Origin of the sequence: Novosphingobium sp. fls2-241-R2A-195, assembly GCF_030209485.1 — a bacterium.
Taxonomy (GTDB): Bacteria; Pseudomonadota; Alphaproteobacteria; order Sphingomonadales; family Sphingomonadaceae; genus Novosphingobium; species Novosphingobium resinovorum.
On record NZ_JARVRY010000021.1, the window covers coordinates 18,740 to 38,498 of the forward strand.

Annotated in this window: 11 protein-coding genes; 4 read left to right on the forward strand and 7 right to left on the reverse strand. The window is 66.9% G+C overall.

Annotated features, from left to right (window positions below):
• Positions 1 to 37: 37 nt before the first annotated feature.
• Together QRN25_RS15340 and QRN25_RS15345 are read right to left on the reverse strand one after the other, a co-directional pair.
• On the reverse strand, positions 38 to 1,879 hold the full coding sequence (locus QRN25_RS15340) for a DUF8034 domain-containing protein (RefSeq protein WP_285020178.1): 1,842 nt from the start codon (positions 1,877 to 1,879) through the stop codon (positions 38 to 40).
• Complete coding sequence (locus QRN25_RS15345) at positions 1,876 to 3,222, reverse strand: MFS transporter (RefSeq protein WP_285020179.1); 1,347 nt, start codon at positions 3,220 to 3,222, stop codon at positions 1,876 to 1,878. Before QRN25_RS15345 ends, QRN25_RS15340 begins: the two co-directional genes overlap by 4 nt.
• Positions 3,223 to 3,667: 445 nt before the next feature.
• On the opposite strand from QRN25_RS15345, the gene QRN25_RS15350 reads away from it, so the two are divergent.
• Positions 3,668 to 6,523 (forward strand): TonB-dependent receptor, encoded by a 2,856-nt coding sequence (locus tag QRN25_RS15350; protein WP_285020180.1) that lies wholly within the window; start codon positions 3,668 to 3,670, stop codon positions 6,521 to 6,523.
• A 177-nt stretch (positions 6,524 to 6,700) separates the two neighbouring features.
• Positions 6,701 to 7,966: a family 43 glycosylhydrolase gene (locus QRN25_RS15355; protein ID WP_285020181.1), complete on the forward strand. Its 1,266-nt coding sequence runs from the start codon at positions 6,701 to 6,703 to the stop codon at positions 7,964 to 7,966.
• Positions 7,967 to 8,097: 131 nt separating this feature from the next.
• On the opposite strand, the gene rfbA is transcribed toward QRN25_RS15355, so the two are convergent.
• Together rfbA and rfbC are read right to left on the reverse strand one after the other, a co-directional pair.
• Positions 8,098 to 9,033 (reverse strand): glucose-1-phosphate thymidylyltransferase RfbA, encoded by a 936-nt coding sequence (rfbA, locus tag QRN25_RS15360; protein WP_271181363.1) that lies wholly within the window; start codon positions 9,031 to 9,033, stop codon positions 8,098 to 8,100.
• Positions 9,034 to 9,124: 91 nt separating this feature from the next.
• Positions 9,125 to 9,703, reverse strand: coding sequence for a dTDP-4-dehydrorhamnose 3,5-epimerase (rfbC, locus tag QRN25_RS15365; RefSeq protein WP_271181364.1), 579 nt, complete (start codon positions 9,701 to 9,703; stop codon positions 9,125 to 9,127).
• A 429-nt stretch (positions 9,704 to 10,132) separates the two neighbouring features.
• On the opposite strand from rfbC, the gene QRN25_RS15370 reads away from it, so the two are divergent.
• A complete protein-coding gene (locus tag QRN25_RS15370) occupies positions 10,133 to 10,966 on the forward strand; it encodes a response regulator transcription factor (protein WP_271181365.1) in 834 nt (277 codons plus the stop codon).
• Positions 10,967 to 11,183: 217 nt separating this feature from the next.
• Positions 11,184 to 11,417 carry a response regulator transcription factor gene (locus tag QRN25_RS15375; RefSeq protein ID WP_008830144.1) on the forward strand — a complete coding sequence of 78 codons (234 nt, stop codon included), beginning with the start codon at positions 11,184 to 11,186 and terminating at the stop codon, positions 11,415 to 11,417.
• 39 nt (positions 11,418 to 11,456) lie between these two features.
• Here the strand turns inward: QRN25_RS15375 and QRN25_RS15380 are convergent, their stop codons facing one another.
• Genes QRN25_RS15380 through QRN25_RS15390 form a run of 3 tightly spaced genes read right to left on the reverse strand, consistent with a single transcriptional unit; the run spans position 11,457 to position 19,757 of the window.
• On the reverse strand, positions 11,457 to 12,152 hold the full coding sequence (locus tag QRN25_RS15380; protein ID WP_285020182.1) for a 4'-phosphopantetheinyl transferase family protein: 696 nt from the start codon (positions 12,150 to 12,152) through the stop codon (positions 11,457 to 11,459).
• Positions 12,153 to 12,156: 4 nt separating this feature from the next.
• A complete protein-coding gene (locus QRN25_RS15385) occupies positions 12,157 to 13,179 on the reverse strand; it encodes a glycosyltransferase family 2 protein (RefSeq protein ID WP_285020183.1) in 1,023 nt (340 codons plus the stop codon).
• Entirely contained in the window at positions 13,176 to 19,757 is a 6,582-nt protein-coding gene (locus tag QRN25_RS15390; RefSeq protein WP_285020184.1) for a type I polyketide synthase, read from the reverse strand. The genes QRN25_RS15385 and QRN25_RS15390 overlap by 4 nt, the downstream gene beginning before the upstream one ends.
• Positions 19,758 to 19,759: the final 2 nt, after the last annotated feature.

Sequence of the window (19,759 nt, forward strand, 5' to 3'; positions counted from 1 at the left end):
GCGCTCGCAATGACGAACGATGGGTGCCGGAACCGGCTCACCCCATCTGCGGCCACGCCAGCGTCGGCGGCTGACTGAACCGGCTCATCTCCAGCACAACCCTTGCGCCCGCGCCCGGCTCCAGCCTGACCGCCACGTCGCGATCGCCAACCGCCATGCGCCTGTCGCCGATCCGCACGGCCTCGATGCGGTGCTCGCCATAGCCGCCGCCGCGGATCACCAGCCGCCGCGCCAGCGCAGGGTTGAGGTTCACCAGCGAGAGCGTCGTCGTGCCCGCGTCCATCTTCTCGACCAGCGCCGCCACGTCTTCGGGCAGGCCCGGACGCTTGCGGTCGGCGTCGAAGTGCCGCAGCCGCGCGAAGAGCAGCGTGCCGCCCTGGTTGGGAGAGGTCTTCGACCATGGCGGCCGCGCGACGTGGATCGCGCCCATGGTCTGGTGCAGCAGCGCCGTCACCGAGACCGGATTACGCTCGATCGGGTTGTCGGCGAGGCGGGTCGCAGCAGTCGTCCTGTCCTCGTGGACGCGGACCATCTGGGTGCGTACGCGCTCCATGTCGTCGAGCAGCGCCTGTTCGGCCCAGCCGTCCTGCTTGCCCTCAAGGAACTGCGTCCACGGTGTCGGCTCCATCGCCGCGCGATCGGCCTCGCGTTGGGAGAGATACCAGATCTCGCCGGTGTTGAAGCGGTAGGGACCGGGCTTGAAGCTGTACCACCCCTGCGCGCCGTGCATCGTAGGCGCGGAGAGCACCCCGTCCACCTTGCGCGCATGTGCGTTGATCGCCGCGTTCTGGTCGCGCCAGACCTGCAGGTAGCGGTCGTCGCCGGTCGCCATGTAGGCGTTCATGAAGCCCATGATCGCGCGCGGGATGCGGTTGCGGTCCTCGCGCTTGCCGGTGACGGGGTTGATCGGGCTGAACCCCCAGCCGTAGGTGCCGCCCCACCAGTGACCGCCCGCGCCGCCGCCGACCTTGCCGTCCGGCCCGATATTGCTGGGCAGGATGCCGTGGTTGGCCTTTGCCCGCGCCGCCCATGCCTCGACATACTCCAGCATCCAGTCGCGGAAGCGCGCCTCGCCGGTCAGCATCCAGGCGTTGAAGCCCAGCGCGGTCGAATGCAGGTTCAGCGGGTTGTCGCCAACCGTCTCGGTATATTCGCGGTAGTGCTCCAGCGTGTCCTTGTAGCTCGATTCGCCGTGGACCATCTCGAACGGCGCGGTGTCGAAGGGGTCGCCCGCCCAGTCGAGCATCGTCGCCGGGCGCATCAGCGGGCCGATGCTGCCGTTGAACATCGAACGGATGAGCCTCAGCTTCGGATCGTAGTTGCGCGCGATGGGATCGCGGCCGGTGTAGAAATCGGCGAAGCGGCGGGCGCGCTCGATCAGCTTGCGGTCGTCCGGGTTGCACAGGCCGAGCTGGTTGAAGGTCGTCAGGCCCTCGCTGATGTGTTGCCAGTCCATCTGCGGCGGGAATTCGCGCACGTACATGCCGTTCCGGCCCATCAGCACGTCTTTGGTGCGGGCGCGGGAGTATTGCGCGAAGTGGGCTTCCTGCACCTTTTGTGCGAGGTCGAGCAGGCCCGCCTCGCCGCCGATAAGGTAGAGGTAGGGCCAGTCGTTGATCGCCTCGATGGCGTCGTCGGGGCCGTCGTTGGCGCCCCAGCGCAGGAACGCCTCGATCTCGTGCTTCGCGTTGAAGTAGCGGTCGTGGAAGGCGCGGGCGGCGTCGCCCTGCATGGCGATGAGGTGGCGCTGGAGCACCGCCCAGCGCGGCGCGGCCATCGGCGTGTCGATGGCGATCTCGGCCGATCCGGCGCGGGCTATGGCCGGAACCAGCATCAACGCGCCGGTGGCCAGCAGTACGGTACGACGGTCGAGATTCATGCGGCAAGCTCCAGTCGCTCGAGCTTCTGCACGACGACGAAATAGGCAACGATGGTCAAGAGGCAATGCGCGCCGACGAAGACGAGCGCGGTGTCGAACGATCCCGCCTGCGCGACGAGGATGCCCACGACGATGGGCGTGACGATCCCGGCGGCATTGCCGAAGGTGTTGAACACGCCGCCCGCCAGACCCGCCAGCTTGCGCGGCGCCACGTCGGACATCACCGCCCAGCCGAGCGAGGCGACGCCCTTGCCGAAGAACGCGACCGACATCAGCAGCACCACGCCGACCTGGCTCTCCACTTTGGCGGCGACCATGATGAGGCTGGCGAGCAGCATCCCCGCCAGCAGCGGCGCCTTGCGCGCCAGCGTGATCGAGCCGGTGCGCGCCAATAGCATGTCCGACATCACGCCGCCCGCCACGCCACCGACGAAGCCGCACAGCGCGGGCAACGCGGCGACGAAGCCGGCCTCCATGATGTTGAAGCCGCGATCCTTGACCAGATAGATCGGGAACCACGTCACGAAGAAATAGGTCAGCACGTTGATGCAGTACTGGCCGAGGTAGACGCCGATCATCATGCGGCTGGTCAGCAGCTGGCGCACGTTGCTCCAGGTGAAGGTCGGTTCGGCGCTCTTGTCCTTGCGGCCTTCCGGTTCGACAAGGCCGCCGCCTTCGCGGATCAGTTCGACTTCGGCGGCGTTGGCCCACTTGTGGCGGGTCGGCTCGCGGATGAAGGCGGCGAAGGCGCACATCGCCATCAGGCCCAGCGCGCCCATCACGAAGAACACCGCGCGCCAGCCGAATTCATGGACCACCCAGCCCATCAGCGGCGCGAAGGCGACCAGCGAGAAATACTGCGCCGAATTGAAGATCGCCGAGGCCGTCCCGCGCTCGCGCGCCGGGAACCATGCGGCGACGATGCGCGCATTGCCGGGGAACGAGGGCGCCTCGCACAAGCCTACGAGGAAGCGCAGCAGGAACAGCTGCGTCACCACCGTCGCGCCGAGGATGAAGCCCGCGAAGCCCTGCAGCACGGTAAAGAACGACCATGTCCCGATCGCGGCGATATAGATCGGCCGCGTCCCGAACCGGTCGAGCAGCGCGCCGCCGGGGATCTGCGCCAGCGAATAGGCCCAGGCGAAGGCGGAGAGGATGAACCCGGTCTGCACCGCATCCAGCCCCAGCTCCGCCGAGGCCGAAGCCCCCGCGATCGAGAAGGTAGAACGGTCCGCATAGTTCAGCGAGGTGATGACGAAGATCAGCGCGATGATGAGAAAACGCACCTTCGTCGGGCGCGTACCCGTCGGGGTGGCCGCTTCTATCGAACCTGACAAATCCATCTCTCCATCGCCCCACATCCGCCGCACTGGTTTGCGGCTTTTTCCGTGCCTTCAGACTTACGCGCGCGGCGTCCACTCCATCCATGCCGCTGTGCAGCTTGATCGATGTGCGCTGTGCATCGGCGCCGTCACTTCGTCATTGCGAGCGTAGCGAAGCAATCCAGGGCGGGGTGGAATTGCCCTGGATTGCTTCGCTACGCTCGCAATGACGGGACGGAGGTTCGGCATTCGACAATCCCGCTTTCTCCCCGAACCGATGCACCGACTGCATCGATCAAGCCCCTTTTCGCGCACGAAGCAATGAAGCGCCGGGCGTATCAATCTGCGTGTTGTTCGTAGTCTCTGACACCGGTATCAAGCTCGACCATAAAAGGGAGGCTGGGCCGGTCAAGGCGAGGACGGGAAAGTCCCGCGTCGCCGGTCTACAAATGGGGAGGAAATCAGGGTGCGCAGTTCCGCAATTCTTCGTCGTCGCCTGGTGCGCGGTGCGTCCGCGACCGTTCTGGCCGTCGCCTGCATCTCGCCGGTCTATGCGCAGGACGCGCAGACTTCCGAGATCGATGGCGCGACGCCCGCCGACATCATCGTCACCGGCTTCCGCAACTCGGTGCAGACCGCGCAGGCCGAAAAGCGCCAGTCCACCGCAGCGGTAGACGTGATCAAGGCCGAGGACGTCGCCAAGTTCCCCGACAACAACCTGGCGGAATCGCTCCAGCGCATTCCCGGCGTCGCGATCAGCCGCGAAGGCGGTGAAGGGCGCGCGATCTCGGTGCGCGGCCTCGGCCCCGAATATACCCGCGTGCGCATCAACGGCATGGAAGCGGTGGCGACCACCGGCGGTTCGGATGCAGGCGGCGGCGTCAACCGCGGCCGCGGTTTCGACTTCAACATCTTCGCCTCGGAACTGTTCAACTCGCTGACCGTGCGCAAGACCGCCTCGGCCTCGGTCGAGGAAGGCTCGCTCGGCGCCACGGTGGACCTGCAGGCCGCCCGCCCGCTGGACTTCAAGGACAACTTCGTCGTCGCCGGGTCCGCCCGCGCAGGCTACAACGACCTGTCGAAGGCATGGGACCCGCGCCTTGCGGGCCTCGTCAGCTGGCAGAACGATTCGGGCACCTTCGGCGTCCTCGCCTCGGCCGCTTATTCCACCCGCACCATCGAGGAGGAAGGCCACTCGACCGTGCGCTGGAGCCCGGCGGGCGTGAACGGCGGCTTCAACGCGGCCTCCACCCTGCCCGGCTACACCGCCGCCCAGATCAACCAGGCCCCCGCCGCCGACGGTTCGAACTGGGGCGACCTGATCTATCACCCGCGCATTCCCCGCTACGACACCTGGAAGAACGACATCAAGCGCTTGGGTCTCACCGGCGCCGTCCAGTGGAAGCCCTCGGATCGCACCGAAATCGTCGTCGAGGGGCTCTATGCGAAGTCCAAGACACAGCGCTGGGAAAACTACATCGAGGCACTCTCGTTCAGCCGCTCGGGCGGCTCGGGCAAGTCGCAGACGATCATCCGCGACGGCGTGGTCGATGCCAACAACTCGCTGGTCTACGGCGTATTCGACGACGTCGACATGCGCATCGAATCGCGCCACGACCGCTTCAGCACCACCTTCTATCAGTACAACACCGTGGTGAAGCAGGAGCTGAGCGATACCTTCCGCCTCAACGGCTACGCGGGCTACTCCAAGTCCAAGTTCGACAGCCCCGAGCAGACCACCGTGGTCCTCGACCGCGCCAACTCGGACGGCTTCTCGTGGGACTACCGCGACAACAGCCGTGCGCCGACCATCAACTGGGGCTTCGATCCCAGCGACCCGGCCAGCTGGTCGTTCACCAACGGCACCTCGGACGTGCGCATCCGCAGGAACGAGGTCACCAACGACTATCTCTCGACCAAGCTGGGCGCGGAGTGGGACGTGGCCGACGGCTTCAAGCTGTCGTTCGGCGGCGAATACCGCCGCTTCCGCTACGAGACTTTCGAGAGCCGCCGCTTCGTCGCCGAAACCTCCTCGGGCACGCTCACCCCGGCGCAGATCGCCGCGCTGACCAAGCCGCTGAACGGCAAGACCGGCGACCCGAACTATTCGGGCTACGTGATCCCCGACCTGCAGGGCTTCGTCGATACGCTCGACATCTACTGCAACTGCGTGACCACCATCAACGGGCAGCAGGTGGACTTCCGCGTCAACGGACGTGACGTGGCGGGCACCAACCCCAACGCGACGGCGGCCAGCAACACCGGCTCGATCAAGGAAGTCGACAAGGCGGCGTGGTTCCAGATCGATTTCGAGCGCGAGATCGGCGGCATCATGTTCCGCGGCGATGCGGGCGTGCGCTATGTCCGCACCGGCCAGACCTCGTTCGGCTACGGCCTCGCCAGCGGCGTCGCCACCCCGATCACCGTCAAGCGCAGCTACGAGAACTGGCTGCCTTCGATGAACCTCGTCGCCGAGATCACCCCCGACTTCCTGCTGCGCTTCGGCGCCGCGCAAGTGATCACCCGTCCGGGCCTCGGCTCGCTGTCGCCGGGCGGCAGCCTGACGCTGCAGCAGGCGAACCAGGTGTTCAACCAGGGCAACCCGTACCTGAACCCCACCGAAGCCTTCAACCTCGACTTCTCGGCCGAGTGGTACTTCGCACCGGGCTCGCTGCTGGGCGTCAGCCTGTTCCAGAAGGACATCGGCTCGCTCTCGGGCACGCAGATCTCGACGCTGGTGCCGTTCGACCAGCTGGGCTTCCCGCTCAACCTCGCGACCGATCAGGGCCTGCCCGCCAACGTGCCCGTCACCGTGCGCCGCACGATCAACGGCGACGGCGGCAAGCTGCGCGGCTTCGAGCTGAACTACCAGCACCAGCTGGACTTCCTGCCGGGCTTCCTCAGCAACCTCGGCGTCCTGGCGAACTACACCTACGTCAAGGCGGACCTCAAGTACCCCGGCCCCGGCGGCATCGGCACCGTGGTCGGCCCGCTGACCAACCTGTCGAAGCACACCGCCAACGGCACCCTGTTCTACGAGGACAAGCTGCTCTCCCTGCGCGGCTCGGTGTCCTACCGTTCGGGCTACGTCGAAGCGTTCGGCGGCGGCGCGCGGGAACAGAGCACGCAGGAAGGCGTCAACAGCGCGATCAACGTCGATGCCTCGATCGGCGTCAACCTGACCGACAAGATCACCCTCACCATCGAGGGCAACAACCTGACGAACGAGGTCAAGGACATGTACATCGGCGATGCCGACCGCGTCGTCCTCAACCACAGCTTCGGCCGCCAGTTCTACTTCGGCGTCCGCTTCAAGTACTGACGACCTGTCCCGGCCCCCGCATTGCGCGAGGGCCGGGATTTTTTCGTTCGGGACATCGGACAATGACCAAAAACCCCTTCGTCATTGCGAGCGTAGCGAAGCAATCCAGGGCGACGTTCAACTGCCCTGGATTGCTTCGCTACGCTCGCAATGACGAACCGTTGGGGGAACGAACCGATGGAGAGAAATGACGTGACCAAGGGCTTCGAACTGAGCCGCCGCGCGGTGGTTGCCGGCAGCCTCGCACTGCTGGGCACGCGCCCCTCGCCCGGCCTTGCCGCCGAGCCGCCGAAGCGCCCGCCCTTCCCGGTCGAGGACGACAACGGCCGTCCGATCGCCCCACCGCCTGCGGGCTACTACGACGTCGCCACGCGCAGCGGTCCCGGCCTTCCGGTCACTCCCGAAACCGAGCGCGGCGGCTGGGTCACCAGCGAGGCGGCGGTGGACCGCAAGGGCGTGCGCTTCAAAGGCCCCGGCGCGCCGCCGAAGAACGCGCTGCCGTGGAACGATTCCGACTCCGGCCGCGTCGTCACGCAGGGCCTGATCCCGCCGGTGAAGCCGCTGATCCACGTCCACTTGCGCGACACCATCGTATGCCTCGGCGGTGACGGTTTCTACTACATGACCGGCTCCACCGGCGACGACATCTGGAAGGCCAACGACGGCGTCGAACTCTGGCGCTCGGCCGACCTTGAACAGTGGGACTACCTCGGCCTCGTCTGGAGCATCGAGAAGGACGGCGGCTGGGAAAAGCAGTGGACCGTGCGCAAGGGCGACTACTTCCGCGCGATCTGGGCGCCGGAGATCCACTACATCAACGGCAACTACTACATCTGCCATTCGGTCAGCCGCTCCGGCATCGCGGTGCTGCGCAGCACCACCGGCAAGGCGACCGGCCCTTACGTCCACGCCTTCTCGCCCGACAAGCCGCTGCGCAACGGCATCGACGCCACCCTGTTCGGCGACGACGACGGCGCGGTCTACCTGACCTACGGCGGCGCCTTCGAAATGGTGCGCCTGAAGCCCGACCTCTCCGGCTACGACGGCGAATGGACCCCGATCACGCTGGAAACGCCCGATCCCGACCCGCTGCACCACAATAAAAAGTGCGTCCACCGCGGCTTCAAGGACATCGGCTTCGAGGGCGCGACGATGTTCAAGCATGACGGCAAATACTACCTCGGCGCCGTCGATCGCTTCCACCCCAACCGCTATTCCTTCGCGCTGGCGACCTCGGACACGCCGTTCGGCCCGTACCGCGATCGCTACGAGAGCGTGCCCTGCGGCGGTGGCGGCAACATCTTCAAGGACAAGGAAGGCCGCTGGTGGTGCACCATCTTCGGCAACGACGACGAAGCGCCGTTCCGCGAGAAGCCGGGCATCGTACCGGCGCGGATGGACGAGAAGGGCCATCTGGTGCCGGACTTCACGCCGCGCGCCTGAGGCTCGGCTCCGACCCCTTCGCTAACCCACCACACTTCGTCATTGCGAGCGCAGCGAAGCAATCCAGGGCCGCGTAAACCGCCCTGGATTGCTTCGCTGCGCTCGCAATGACGAACGGGTGCGGCTGGATTTTACTGCACCGAGGGATGCGGGTCCATTTCCAGCCGCCCCCCCGGCAGCGCCGTGTCGGGCGTGATCCCTCCCTGCTCCAGAACGTGCCGCAGATAACGCGCGTATTCCGACTTGCCGAGCCGCGAAATAGCGCGTTCCAGCCCCGCCTCGCTGATGAAGCCCCGGCGATAGGCGACTTCCTCGGGGCTGGCGATCTTGGTGCTCTGCCGCTTCTCGAGGATGCGCACGAATTCAGCTGCGTCCATCAGGCTGTCGGGCGTCCCGGTATCGAGCCAGGCATAGCCGCGCCCCATCATCTCCACCGACAGTTGCCCGCGCTCCAGATAGGCGCGGTTGACGTCGGTGATCTCCAGTTCGCCGCGCGGCGAAGGAGCGAGGTTGGCGGCGATCTCCACCACTTGCGCGTCGTAGAAGTAGAGCCCGGTCACCGCCCAGTTGGAACGCGGCAGGCTCGGCTTCTCCTCGATCGAGATGGCGCGCGCCCGACTGTCGAACTCGACCACGCCGTAACGCTCGGGGTCCTGCACGTGATAGGCGAAGACGCTCGCCCCGCGCTTGCGCTCCCCCGCGCGGGCGAGCAGGTCGGGCAGGCCGTGGCCGTGGAAGATGTTGTCGCCCAGGATCAGCGCCGATGGCTGAGAGCCCACGAAATCCGCACCGATCACGTAAGCCTGCGCCAGCCCGTCCGGGCGCGGCTGGGCCGCGTACTCCAGTTCGAGCCCCCATTGCGATCCGTCACCCAGCAGCTCGCGGAAGGAAGGAAGGTCGCGCGGGGTGGAGATGATCAGGATCTGCCGGATGCCCGCAAGCATCAGGGTACTGAGCGGATAATAGATCATCGGCTTGTCGTAGACCGGCATCAGCTGCTTGGAAGTCGATAGCGTCATCGGATAAAGCCGGGTACCGCTGCCTCCAGCAAGAATGATACCCTTCATGCGCGGACTCCCGAAGACTGGTTCACGGATTGGTGCCGGGCGATGGCCCGGTCGTGGGCATTCTCCCCGCAGCTGCGGACAGGCGAACCGATCAGGCGCATTCGGCAAGCTCCTCGAAGATGAAATGGGCAGGCCGCTCGCAGACCAGCGGCTGCGCGCGGTCCTTGGGCGAGAGGCTCGCCGGATTGACAAGCTCGGGCCAGGCGATCGCCAGCACCGGATCGTTCCAGCGCATGCCAAGGTCGCACTCGGCGCAGTGATAGTCCGTGACCTTGCAGGCGACCACGGTGTCGGGAAGCAATGTGCAGAAGCCATGCGCGAAGCCGGGCGGTATCCAGAGCTGCGTGCCGTTGTCAGGCGTCAGCGTCTCCGCGATCCAGTGCCCATAGGTGGGCGAGCCTGCACGGATGTCGACCGCCACGTCGAGAATCGCCCCGGCAGTGCAGCGCACCAGCTTGCCCTGCGCATGCGGCGGGCGCTGATAGTGCAGGCCCCGCACGGTGCCGACGGCCAAGCTGCGGGATTCGTTGTCCTGCACGAAGATCGCCTCCCCGCAGTACCTTGCGAACAGGTCATGTCGGAAAGTCTCGGCGCACCAGCCGCGCATGTCTGCAATCCGACTGGGCACGAAGGCGCAGGGGCCGGCTATTTCATACGACTTGACGATCATTATCGAGGCTCCCGCTCCTCCTGCCGGGCGAGAAATGTCTTCATTCGCGTATTCGCATGAACGCACGACCGGCAGGCCCCGCTAGAGACAGGAAGCCAGTTTTGCCGGGAACCTGCTATTCGGCGATGACCGGCCCGAGTATCCTATTCCGACTTGGGCCCTATGAATTTTACGTATCCCAAAAGAGTCGAACGCACATCTGGCGACCTTTCGACGATACGATGAAATGAAGACCGGGATGATAACTTCTCAGAAACACCGCCGATCATTAATAATGACCATGTGACTTGAGCCTATGTTGCAACATATCAGCAACAATCCTTACTCTTCTGAGCACTGATTTTTACGGCATTGTCAAACTATTAATCATCATCCATGGTGCCCGCCACGCATGGGGGCGAAAATGCGAAGAGGGGCATACGAACCGACATGCCGGCATCCATTTCCATTGCGATCACGAACTCGATCATCCGCGAAGGCCTTCGACGCATCTTCACCGATGCGTCTTTCGAGGTGGCGGAATCGGTATCCGCGCTCGAAGAACTGACCCTTGGGGGCCATGCTGAAGACATTCAGCAGATCATCGTCGTCGAGCGCGAATTGCTGCAGGACAACTGTACCCACACCATCGAGACCATGCAGCGCGATGATCCGGACATGCGGATCATCGTCCTCACCGGTGCTTTCGACTTCGACGAGATGGTCGCGCTCTATGCGGCGGGAGCCTATGCCTATTTTCCCGACAACGTGCCTTATCTTTCGCTGGTCGCGATCCTGCAGATGGTCTCGAACGGGCAGAAAGTGGCGCCCCCGGAAGTGATCGACTTCCTCGTCAGCCTGCCTGCAGCCACCCGCCATGCCGCCCCCGCCCCGGCGATCGAGGCGTTCGGATTCCGCGACAGGGAAGTCCGGGTGCTGGAACATCTGGCGCTCGGCCAGCCGAACAAGGCGATCTCACGCGAGATGGGGATCAACGAGACCGCAGTAAAAGCCGCAGTTAAGGCCATCCTGCGCAAACTTGGCGTCGAAAACCGCACCCAGGCCGCGGTGATGGCTCGCGAATTAATTAACCGTCCATCCAGCCTCGTCGGACAGGAGGCCGTGGAGGGAAACGTCGAGGTTCCCCAGACGAGCCATCCGCCGCTAGCGAGTCGGTTCGATCTTGGTTCGATCTCTTCCGATTCAAGCATTAGGCATTTTTCCGGTCCCCGCCTGCCTGAAACGACTCTTGCACCCAAGAGCAGGAACACGTTGTTGCAATAGGTGATTTAGAGTCATCTAACTGCATTTGTTAGGCGATCGCGTTCCAGATGACGTACCTATCCTGAATTTTCAGAGTCCCATTGTAGTACTGATTAGTGCCTCAAGAGGATGATGAAGTAGGTATATTCCCCCAAAATATTGCGTGACTCTCCGGAAGAGCGATGCGACATTGGGTTTATGGGGTTAACTGACTCCATTTGAATCAACGGGGGTTTAAATGTACAGAATTGAAGGAACCGAGAACGTCCAGCTCACTTCGCGCGAACTCGACGTACTGCAGTTTGTCGCCATGGGACGTTCGGCGAAAGAAACCGCGATCGAACTCAACATCGCACCCTGCACCGTCGAGCGCCACGTGGAAAACGTGCGCCTCAAGACCCGCACGCGCAACCGCGCGCACATGATCGCCTACGTCATCCGCGAAGGCCTTCTTCAGTCGCAGGCTAACTAAGAGCAGAGAAAAGCAAGAATGTCGGTTAGTACCAGGGAACTAACACTGGCCTCGTACGGCCCAAGACATCAGCACACCGCCCTTCGGGTCGACAACATCGCTTTCCACCACTTCTCCATCGACAAGCACGTTCCTCGGGCCGCAGCCCACTCCGCACTCGAACGATGACGGGGCAATCGAAAGACCCCTCCCGAGTGCCTTCGAACACGCTTCCTTCCTGACCCAGACCGTCAGGAATTCATGGTCGGAAAACGCACCCGGCCCTTCATTCAGCTGCATTAATTCGCGATCGGTATAGTACATCGCAGCCAGTCCGGCCGCGTCATCGACAGGGCGCACCCGCTCAAGGTCGATGCCGATCTCCACGCCCCGCGCCAGGGCGACCATCGCGAAATCGCCGCTGTAACTCACATTGCACTGCACATCCGGCTCATCGAGCAGATGCGGCTTGCCGAATTCATTGGCTCCGTAGCGCTGCCGCGCCGCCGCGATTCCGAACTCCGCCTCGACCAGCAGCCGCAGCGCGCCATGCGCCGCCCGGTAACGCCGCGCGAGAGCGTCGATCCTGAACCGCCCCGCCCGCTCTGCCTCCGCATCGCTCAGGAGCGCCGACACTGCGGCCTGGTCGCCCGTGTCAGGGCGCACCAGCCAGAGCACGAACGGCGCCGCGATCCGCTCGCCGATAATCCCGTGGCGGGCCAGCGTGGCGATGAAGTCCTCTCCCATGGCCTTCATCGCCTCAACGCCGTTCGGGTGCGAGCATCCCGAACCAGACGAAATCGCTCAGCAGCCGCGGCGGGTCTTCGCGCGGCTTGCGGCGCAGCTGCTGCTTGACGAGGTGGAGACAGTGCCCCGCCACCCAGGCAAGATCGGCCGCCAGCGCATAAGCCCAGCCGTGGTTCTTGCGAAAGTAGCGCCTCCGCGAGGCGAACCAGTATTGCGGCACCCGCCGCGCATGAGCATCCGCGGCGGTAAGTCCGGTGCTTTGGCCCGCGACGTGCAGCACGGTCGGCCGGGGCGCATACCAGCACTGCCACCCGCGTGCCTTGGCTTCGCGGCAGAAGTCGGTCTCCTCATAATAGAGGAAGTAGTCCTCGTCGAACCGCAGCCCCTGCTGCAAGGCCTCGCGACGCACGGCCATGCTGGCGCCGGAGACCCAGTCCATCTGCTGCGCGCGCCCGTCCATCCGCCGCGCGGTCATGTGCCCGGCCAGCAGGCGTGTGGCGGGCCCCCAGCGCAAGGCGCGCTCCAGTTCGCCGAGCACGGTGGGAAAGCGGAAGGCGTAAGGCCATGGCGACCCGTCGCCCAGCAGCAATGCGGTGCCGACGATCCCGGCGCGCGGCGTCGCCGCCATGAAGCTCGCCAGCGCATTGACGGCACCGGGCATCACCCGCGTATCGGGATTGAGCAGCCAGACACCCCGCGCCTCGCTGTCACGTAGGGCATGCTCGATGCCGATGTTGCAGCCGGTGCCGAACCCGCCGTTGGTCGGCGAGCGCACCAGCGTCGTCCAGTCCCAGCCCTCGCGCGCGATCGTCGCCTGCAGCAGTTCGGCCGAACCGTCGCGCGAATCGTTGTCGACCACGATCGCCCGCAGCCGCGCGCCCGAGCGGCGCTCGGCATCGAGGCTGGACAGGCACTCGACCACCAGCGGCCCGGTCCGGTAATTGACGATGACCACGTCGATCGGGAAATCCGGCTCCCTGCGGAAATTGCGCCCGCTGATCCCCCCGCTCATGGCCTCTGTCATGCCTCCGCTCATTCTGCGGCCTCCTCGAAGAAGTCGATCGGTTCTCCGTGCGCCGTCGCCGGGCGGCTCCACGGACCATGCTCGGACACGGCATCGTCGAGGGCGTTCTGGAACAGCGGCGCCAACGTGGCGACGTGCGGCTCCTGCAGGTTCGACATGTGGCCGCCGGGAATGTCGAGGATCACGATGTCCTCGCGCACCCGCTTGCCCCAGCCGAGCGCATAGTCGCGATAGACCGCGCGGTAGGGGGTATCGTCGGCAAGGTCGGTATCGTCGCTGGCCTTGAACAGCGCCACGCTGGTCGATTGCAGGATGCCGATCGGGCGGTGCTCCTTGTGCGCCGCTTCGTAGAGCCTGAGGAACGGGATCGCGGGGGAGCCCGCCTCCTCCATCCTGGCGCCCGCATCGGCGGTGCGCAGGGCATCGACGGTGCGGCGGTCCTCGGCCCGTCGCATCCGCGATTCGACCTCCCAGCGCGCGAGGTTCCAGGCGCGGCGGCCGAGGTCGGGCAAGATCTGCAGCGGATTGCCGGACTTCAGCACGCCCAGCACGCGGCCAAGGCGGGCGCGGCTCTCGCCGAAGCGGTGCTTGCGCGCCTCGACGTCGGCGGCGTCGATCACGCCGACGAAGGCCACCTGCTCGCCCATCCCCTGAAGCTGCTGCGCCATCTCGAAGGCGATCACGCCCCCGGCGCAGAGCCCGGCGAGGAGGTACGGGCCTTGCGGCTGAACGCTGCGCACCTTGCCGATGTAGTACGTCGCCATCTCGTCGATGCGGGTGTGGGCATAGTTGCCGTCCGCCTTGCGCAGCGGCTCGATCCCCAGCACCGGCCGCGCGCCATCCAGTCGCAGCGCCAGGCCGCGATAGAGCAGCGTCTCGCCGAGCCCGTCGTGGATCAGGAACAGTGGCGTGGCCGGGCCGCCCTTGCGGATGGTGACGATGCCCTGAGCCAAGCCAAGACCCGGTGCATCCGCCTCGGCGGCGGCGGGCATATCGGGCGCGCGGCTGTCCGGGTCGATCACGGCGGCAAGCCCCGCGACGGTCGGCTGGCCGAGCATCGCCGCGAGCGGCAGGGTGCGGCCGGTCTTCTTGCGCAGCCGGTTGGTGAACTGCACCGCCAGCAGCGAATGGCCGCCGAGGTCGAAGAAGTTGTCGTGCCGCCCGACCGCCTCCATGCCCAGCAGGTCGCACCACAAGTCGGCGATGACCTGTTCGGCCGGGGTCGCGGGCAGGTCCGCCGGATCGCCGCTCGCCGCCTCGCGGCGGCTGGCGCGCGGCGGGCTGCGCAGGCGCGCGAGCACCGGCGCGAGGTCGTAGGGCGAGATCACCGTATGCGGGCGGCACCGGCCCGAGAGCAGGCGCGCGATCACTTCGGTGCCCTCTTCGGGCAGGATGCCCTCGGAGCTTGCCGCGATCTCGCCGGTGGCGGCCTTCGCGGCGCGCGGCGGCGTCGCGGAGGCGCGGGCGAGCAGCGCCGCGTCGCCCATGTGCATCATCGTGAATTCGCGCACTTCGGCGACGACGAGGCCGTCGGCGTCGGTGATCGTCACGTTGAATACCGCCGTCTGGCCATCGGAGGAGACCAGCCGGATGTGGCTCCACGCGAGCGCGGGCAGCGGGGCGTGGAGCAGGAAGCGGCGATAGGTGAACGGCGCGTAGAAATCACGGCTCCGGTCGCGCCCGGGAATCAGCGTCTGTGCGCCCGCCGTCGCGAAGTCGAGTAGCGCCGGGTGCAGGCCCATCGCCACGGCCTCGGCGGCGTAGGGCGCGGGGAGTTCCAGCTGGAGCAGCGCCTCGCCGTGAGGGGACGCAAGCGCCTGCACGAGCGTATCCCAGCGGGGGCCGAAGTTCATCATCGGCTGGTCGGCGCCGCCGCAGATCGCGGGGCTGCAGCGCTCGGCGATGGCGCCGAGGTCAAGCGTGGAGCGCAGCGGCGTCAGCGTGTGCGGGCGCACCACGCCGTGTGCGTGCTCGGTCCATTCGCCGCCCTGTTCGGGGCGGCCGAGGATGGTGACCTTCCACCCGCTCGCGCCCCGCCGACGGACATGGACCCGCAGCGCGCGCGCCTCTCCATCCGGCACCGCGAAGGGCTTGAGGAAGGTGAAGTCGGACAGTTCCAGCGCGCCCTGGTGGACCAGCGCAACTGCTGCCCGAGACATCTCCAGGAAAGATGTCCCAGGCAACAGCGCACCGGCATCAACGACTCGGTGCTCGTCGAGCACCCAATGCCGCACGGGGGTTAGGATGCCGGTGACCACAAACTCATCGTCGGAAATGGTGCAGAGCCGTTCGAGGAAGGGATGCTCGATCGCCTTCCCTGCCCCGAGGTCGTCGGGCAGCGCGCCCATCCCTCCTTCAGGCGCTCCGCCCTCGCGCCCGCCGAGCGCGGCGGCCATGCCGACTTCGGCCCACTGGCTCCAGCCGACCGACTGCACCCGCGTGCGCGGATCGCTGCGCCGCGATTGCGCATAGGCGTCGAGGAAGGCGTTGGCGGCGGCGTAGTCCACCTGCCCCGGCAGCCCTGCGAAGGCGCTGACCGAGGAAAACAGCAGCAGGAAGCCCGGCGCCTGGCCCTTGAGCGCCTCCTCCAGTGCAAGGGTGCCCGCGATCTTGGGTCGCAGCACGGCGTCCACCGCCTTGCGGCTACGGGTCTCGATCAGCCCGTCGTCGAGCGCACCGGCGGCATGGAACACCCCGTCGATCGGGCCGAAGCGGGAGACCGCCTTGCGCACGCCCTTCGCCAACGCCTTCGCATCGGCGACGTCGGCGACGATCAGCTCCACGTCCGCCCCCGCCGCTTCGAGCGCGAGCAGCTTGCGCACTTTGTCCTCGACGCCCAGCGGCAGGTCGCCGCTTGCGAGGCGCTGCGCCCACTCCCCGCGCGGCGGCAAGGCGCTGCGCCCGACGAGAGCGAGGCGCGCCTTGTATCCGCGCGCAAGGTGGTCGGCGATGGACAGGCCCAGCCCGCCCAGCCCGCCGGTGACGAGATAGACACCGCCCTCGCGCAGCCATGTCGGCTGTCCCTCGGCCAGCGGCTCGCGCGCGTTGCGGTAGGCGAGCGTCCAGCGCTCGCCCGCGCGCAAAGCGACGTCGCCGGAAGCACGGGGGCCGGAAACCTCGGCGATCACCGCGTCGGCAAGATCGGCGGCGTTCACGGCGGCAAGATCGATGTCGATCGCGCGCACCTCGAGTCCCGGATACTCGGCCGAGACGGTGCGCGCGGCGCCGATCGCCGTGGCCTTGAGCGGCATGAGGTCCGCATCGCCCGCCACGCGCTGCGCCTTGTCGGTGACGAGCGCAACGACCACCGGCCCCTCGTCCACCTGAGCGGCGAGTTCTGGCACCATCGCGATCAGCGCATGCAGCCCCCGGTCGAGGATCGCCGCATCCCTGCGCTTGCGCGCAGCTACCCCGCCCGCCAGCCAGCAATGATAGACCTGACGCGGCATCCGCCCGTCTCGGCCCAGCCGGACGAACAGCCGCGCCCAGTCCTCGCGCATGTCGGGCCGCAGCGCGAAGGCGCCTGCAGCACTGGCGGAAAAGCGCGTCGCCGCGTGGACGGTTACGGTCTCCACCCCCGCCCTGCGCAGCCGCGCGGCAAGGCTGGCGCCGAACCCGTCGTCATCGCAGAGCACCAGAGCCGGACCGCCTGCAGCCCCGCCCACGGCTTCTCCCGCCACCGGATCCTCGCGGCTCCACACCGGCTCGTAGCCCCAGTCGCCCAGCGCGAGGCGGGTATCGGCATCGCCCCCGGAGGCCGCCGTGTGCAGGCTCACACCCGGCTCGATCCAGTGCCGTTCGCGCTCGAAGCGATAAGTCGGCAGCGGCACGCGCAGGCGCCGCTCCTCGCCCCACCAAGCGGTCCAGTCTATCTCGACGCCCAGCGCCCAGAGTTCGCCGAGCGCTTCGAGCAACCGCTGGTCGTCGGCAACCTCCTCGCCCGCATGGCGCATCGAGGCGACCACCGGCTGGCTGGCCTTGCGCGCCGGATGCTGGCGGGCGAGGCTGGTCATGGCGCGGCCGGGGCCGACTTCCAGAAGCACCTGATCCGCCTCGCCCAGCAGGCATTCGAGGCCGTCGGTATAGCGCACCGGCTCACGCAAGTGCCGCACCCAGTATTCGGGATCGGTCGCCTCCGCCGCGCTCACCCAGCGCCCGGTCAAGTTCGAGGCGAAGGGGATTTGCGGCGCGCGCAGCGTGATCGTCTTCAGCAGGGCGCGGAATTCGGGCAGGATCGGGTCGAGCATCGCCGAATGCGCGGCGACCTCGATGGGGATCGGCTGCGCCTCGATCTCACGCGCGCGCAAGTCGTCGAGGAAGGCCGCCACCGCGTCCGCCGCGCCCGATACGACGCACAGGGACGGGGCGTTGATCGTCGCGATCGAAACCCCGGGCGGCAGCATCGGCGCAAGTTCCGCCTCGGAAAGCGGCACGCTTATCATGCCGCCTTTCGCGGTCGTCTCGAACAGGCGGCCGCGCGCGTGGACGATGCGCAGGCCCGCTTCGAGGTCCACCACGCCCGCAACATGCGCCGCAGCATACTCGCCGCAGCTGTGGCCGATCATCGCGGCCGGCGCGATCCCCAGCGCCATCCAGAAACGGGCGAGCGCGGTCTGGACGATGAACAGCGCGGGCAGCGCGTTGGAGGGACGTTCCAGCTCGGCGGCCGCGGCGTCGCGGTCGGCCTCGACCGGGAACAGCCAGCGCTTGAGGTCCGGCACGCCGATGCGCGCAAGCACGGCGAGGCCCTTGTCCACGTCGGCGCGGAACGTGGCCTCGGTCTGATAGAGACCCAGCGCCATGTCGACATGCTGCAGCCCGCCGCCGCAGAACTGGAAGGCGACCGGGCGGCCGGGCACGCAAACCTGCTTCGCGGACGACTGGCGACTTGCGGTTTCGAGCGCAGCGGCGGCTTCAGCCCCGTCCTGCCCTACGGCGAACCGGCGCCATGCCAGCGCGCGACGGCCGGTGTTGAGGGTGAAGGCCGCATCGGCGAGGACACAGCCCTCCTCCCCTGCTTCGTCATTGCGAGCCCCGAAGGGGCGCGGCAATCCAGAGGCGGCGTCAACGGCCCTGGATTGCTTCGCTTCGCTCGCAATGACGGAGGGGGTTGCCGCAGAATGCTGCGCCCCAAAATACGCGGACAGCGCCGCAGCATTGGCATCCGCCGCACCTTGCGTGGCGCCCGAGGTCATCAGCAGCTGGCGACGGCGGCTCGGCCCGCTGGGCGCGCGCGGCGGCGCTTCCTCCATGACGATGTGGGCATTGGTGCCTCCCACGCCGAGTGAGCTGACCCCGGCGCGACGGGGGCGATCGTCGCGCCGGAGCCAGGGCGCGCTGGTGGCCTGTACGCGGAAAAGGCCAGTATCCAGCGCGCATTCGGGATTTGCGGCCCCGAAATGCGGAACAGGGGGAAGCTCGGCGTGGCGCATCGCCAGCGCCACCTTGATGACGCCCGCCGCGCCTGCGGCGGTGTCGGTGTGGCCGATGTTGGCCTTCACCGAACCCAGCGCGCAGGGCTCTGGCCTTGCACCAGACTGGGCGAAGACCTGCCGCAGCGCCGCCACTTCGATCGGGTCGCCGATCGGCGTGCCGGTGCCGTGCGCCTCGACATAGTCGATGGCCGAAGGCGCGATGCCGGACACCGCGAGGGCCTCGGCGATCACCGCCGCCTGCCCGTCCACGCTGGGGGCGAGGTAGCCGACCTTGCCCGCGCCGTCGTTGTTGATCGCCGAGCCCCGGATCACCGCATGGATGTGGTCGCCGGCGGCCATGGCATCCTCCAGTCGGCGCAGCGCCACCACGGCGACGCCGCTGCCGAACACGGTGCCCTTGGAGTCCGCGTCGAAGGGACGGCACAGGCCGTCGGGGGAAAGGATCTCGCCCTGCTCGTAGAGGTAGCCCCGGCGGTGCGGCAGTTCGATCGAGGTTCCGCCCGCGAGCGCCATGTCGCACTCGCCCGACAGCAGGCTCTGCGCCGCCATGTGGATCGAGACGAGCGAGGTCGAGCACGCGGTCTGGACGTTGATGCTCGGCCCCTTGAGGTCGAACAGGTACGACACCCGCGTCGTCAGGAAGTCCTTGTCGTTGCTGGTATGGCGCAGCAGGAACAGGCCGACCTCGTTCACCAGCTTGCCGTTGGTAAGCAGGTTGTAGGGCATGTAGGCGTTGTGGCCCGATCCCGCGAAGACGCCGATCACCCCGCCTGTTCCCTCGGCAAAGCCCTGCGGCGTATGGCCTGCGTCCTCCAGCGCCTCCCACGAGCATTCGAGGAAGTGGCGATGCTGCGGGTCCATGACTGCAGCATCGCGCTTCGACAGGCCGAACAGCGCGGCGTCGAAGCACTCCATGTCGGCGAGCGGCGCGCCGCGGCGCACGTAGTCGGGGTTGCGCAACAGGGCGGGCGAGACTCCGGCGGCGAGCAGTTCCTCTTCGGAATAGGTCTCGATCCCGTCGCGGCCTTCGCTCAGCAGCGACCAGAATTCCTCCGGGCCGCGCGCCCCGGCGAAGCGGCACGCCATGCCGACGATGGCGACCGCGCTGGAGGTGTCGAGCGAGGGGTCGAACGGTTCTTCGATGGGCTGGTGCATGG

Coding starts and splice junctions, on each gene's coding strand:
- QRN25_RS15340 (WP_285020178.1), bottom strand. CDS start 1,879: ATGAATCTCGACCGTCGTACCGTACTGCTGGCCACCGGCGCGTTGATG.
- QRN25_RS15345 (WP_285020179.1), bottom strand. CDS start 3,222: ATGGATTTGTCAGGTTCGATAGAAGCGGCCACCCCGACGGGTACGCGC.
- QRN25_RS15355 (WP_285020181.1), top strand. CDS start 6,701: ATGGAGAGAAATGACGTGACCAAGGGCTTCGAACTGAGCCGCCGCGCG.
- rfbA (WP_271181363.1), bottom strand. CDS start 9,033: ATGAAGGGTATCATTCTTGCTGGAGGCAGCGGTACCCGGCTTTATCCG.
- rfbC (WP_271181364.1), bottom strand. CDS start 9,703: ATGATCGTCAAGTCGTATGAAATAGCCGGCCCCTGCGCCTTCGTGCCC.
- QRN25_RS15370 (WP_271181365.1), top strand. CDS start 10,133: ATGCCGGCATCCATTTCCATTGCGATCACGAACTCGATCATCCGCGAA.
- QRN25_RS15375 (WP_008830144.1), top strand. CDS start 11,184: ATGTACAGAATTGAAGGAACCGAGAACGTCCAGCTCACTTCGCGCGAA.
- QRN25_RS15380 (WP_285020182.1), bottom strand. CDS start 12,152: ATGAAGGCCATGGGAGAGGACTTCATCGCCACGCTGGCCCGCCACGGG.
- QRN25_RS15385 (WP_285020183.1), bottom strand. CDS start 13,179: ATGAGCGGAGGCATGACAGAGGCCATGAGCGGGGGGATCAGCGGGCGC.
- QRN25_RS15390 (WP_285020184.1), bottom strand. CDS start 19,757: ATGCACCAGCCCATCGAAGAACCGTTCGACCCCTCGCTCGACACCTCC.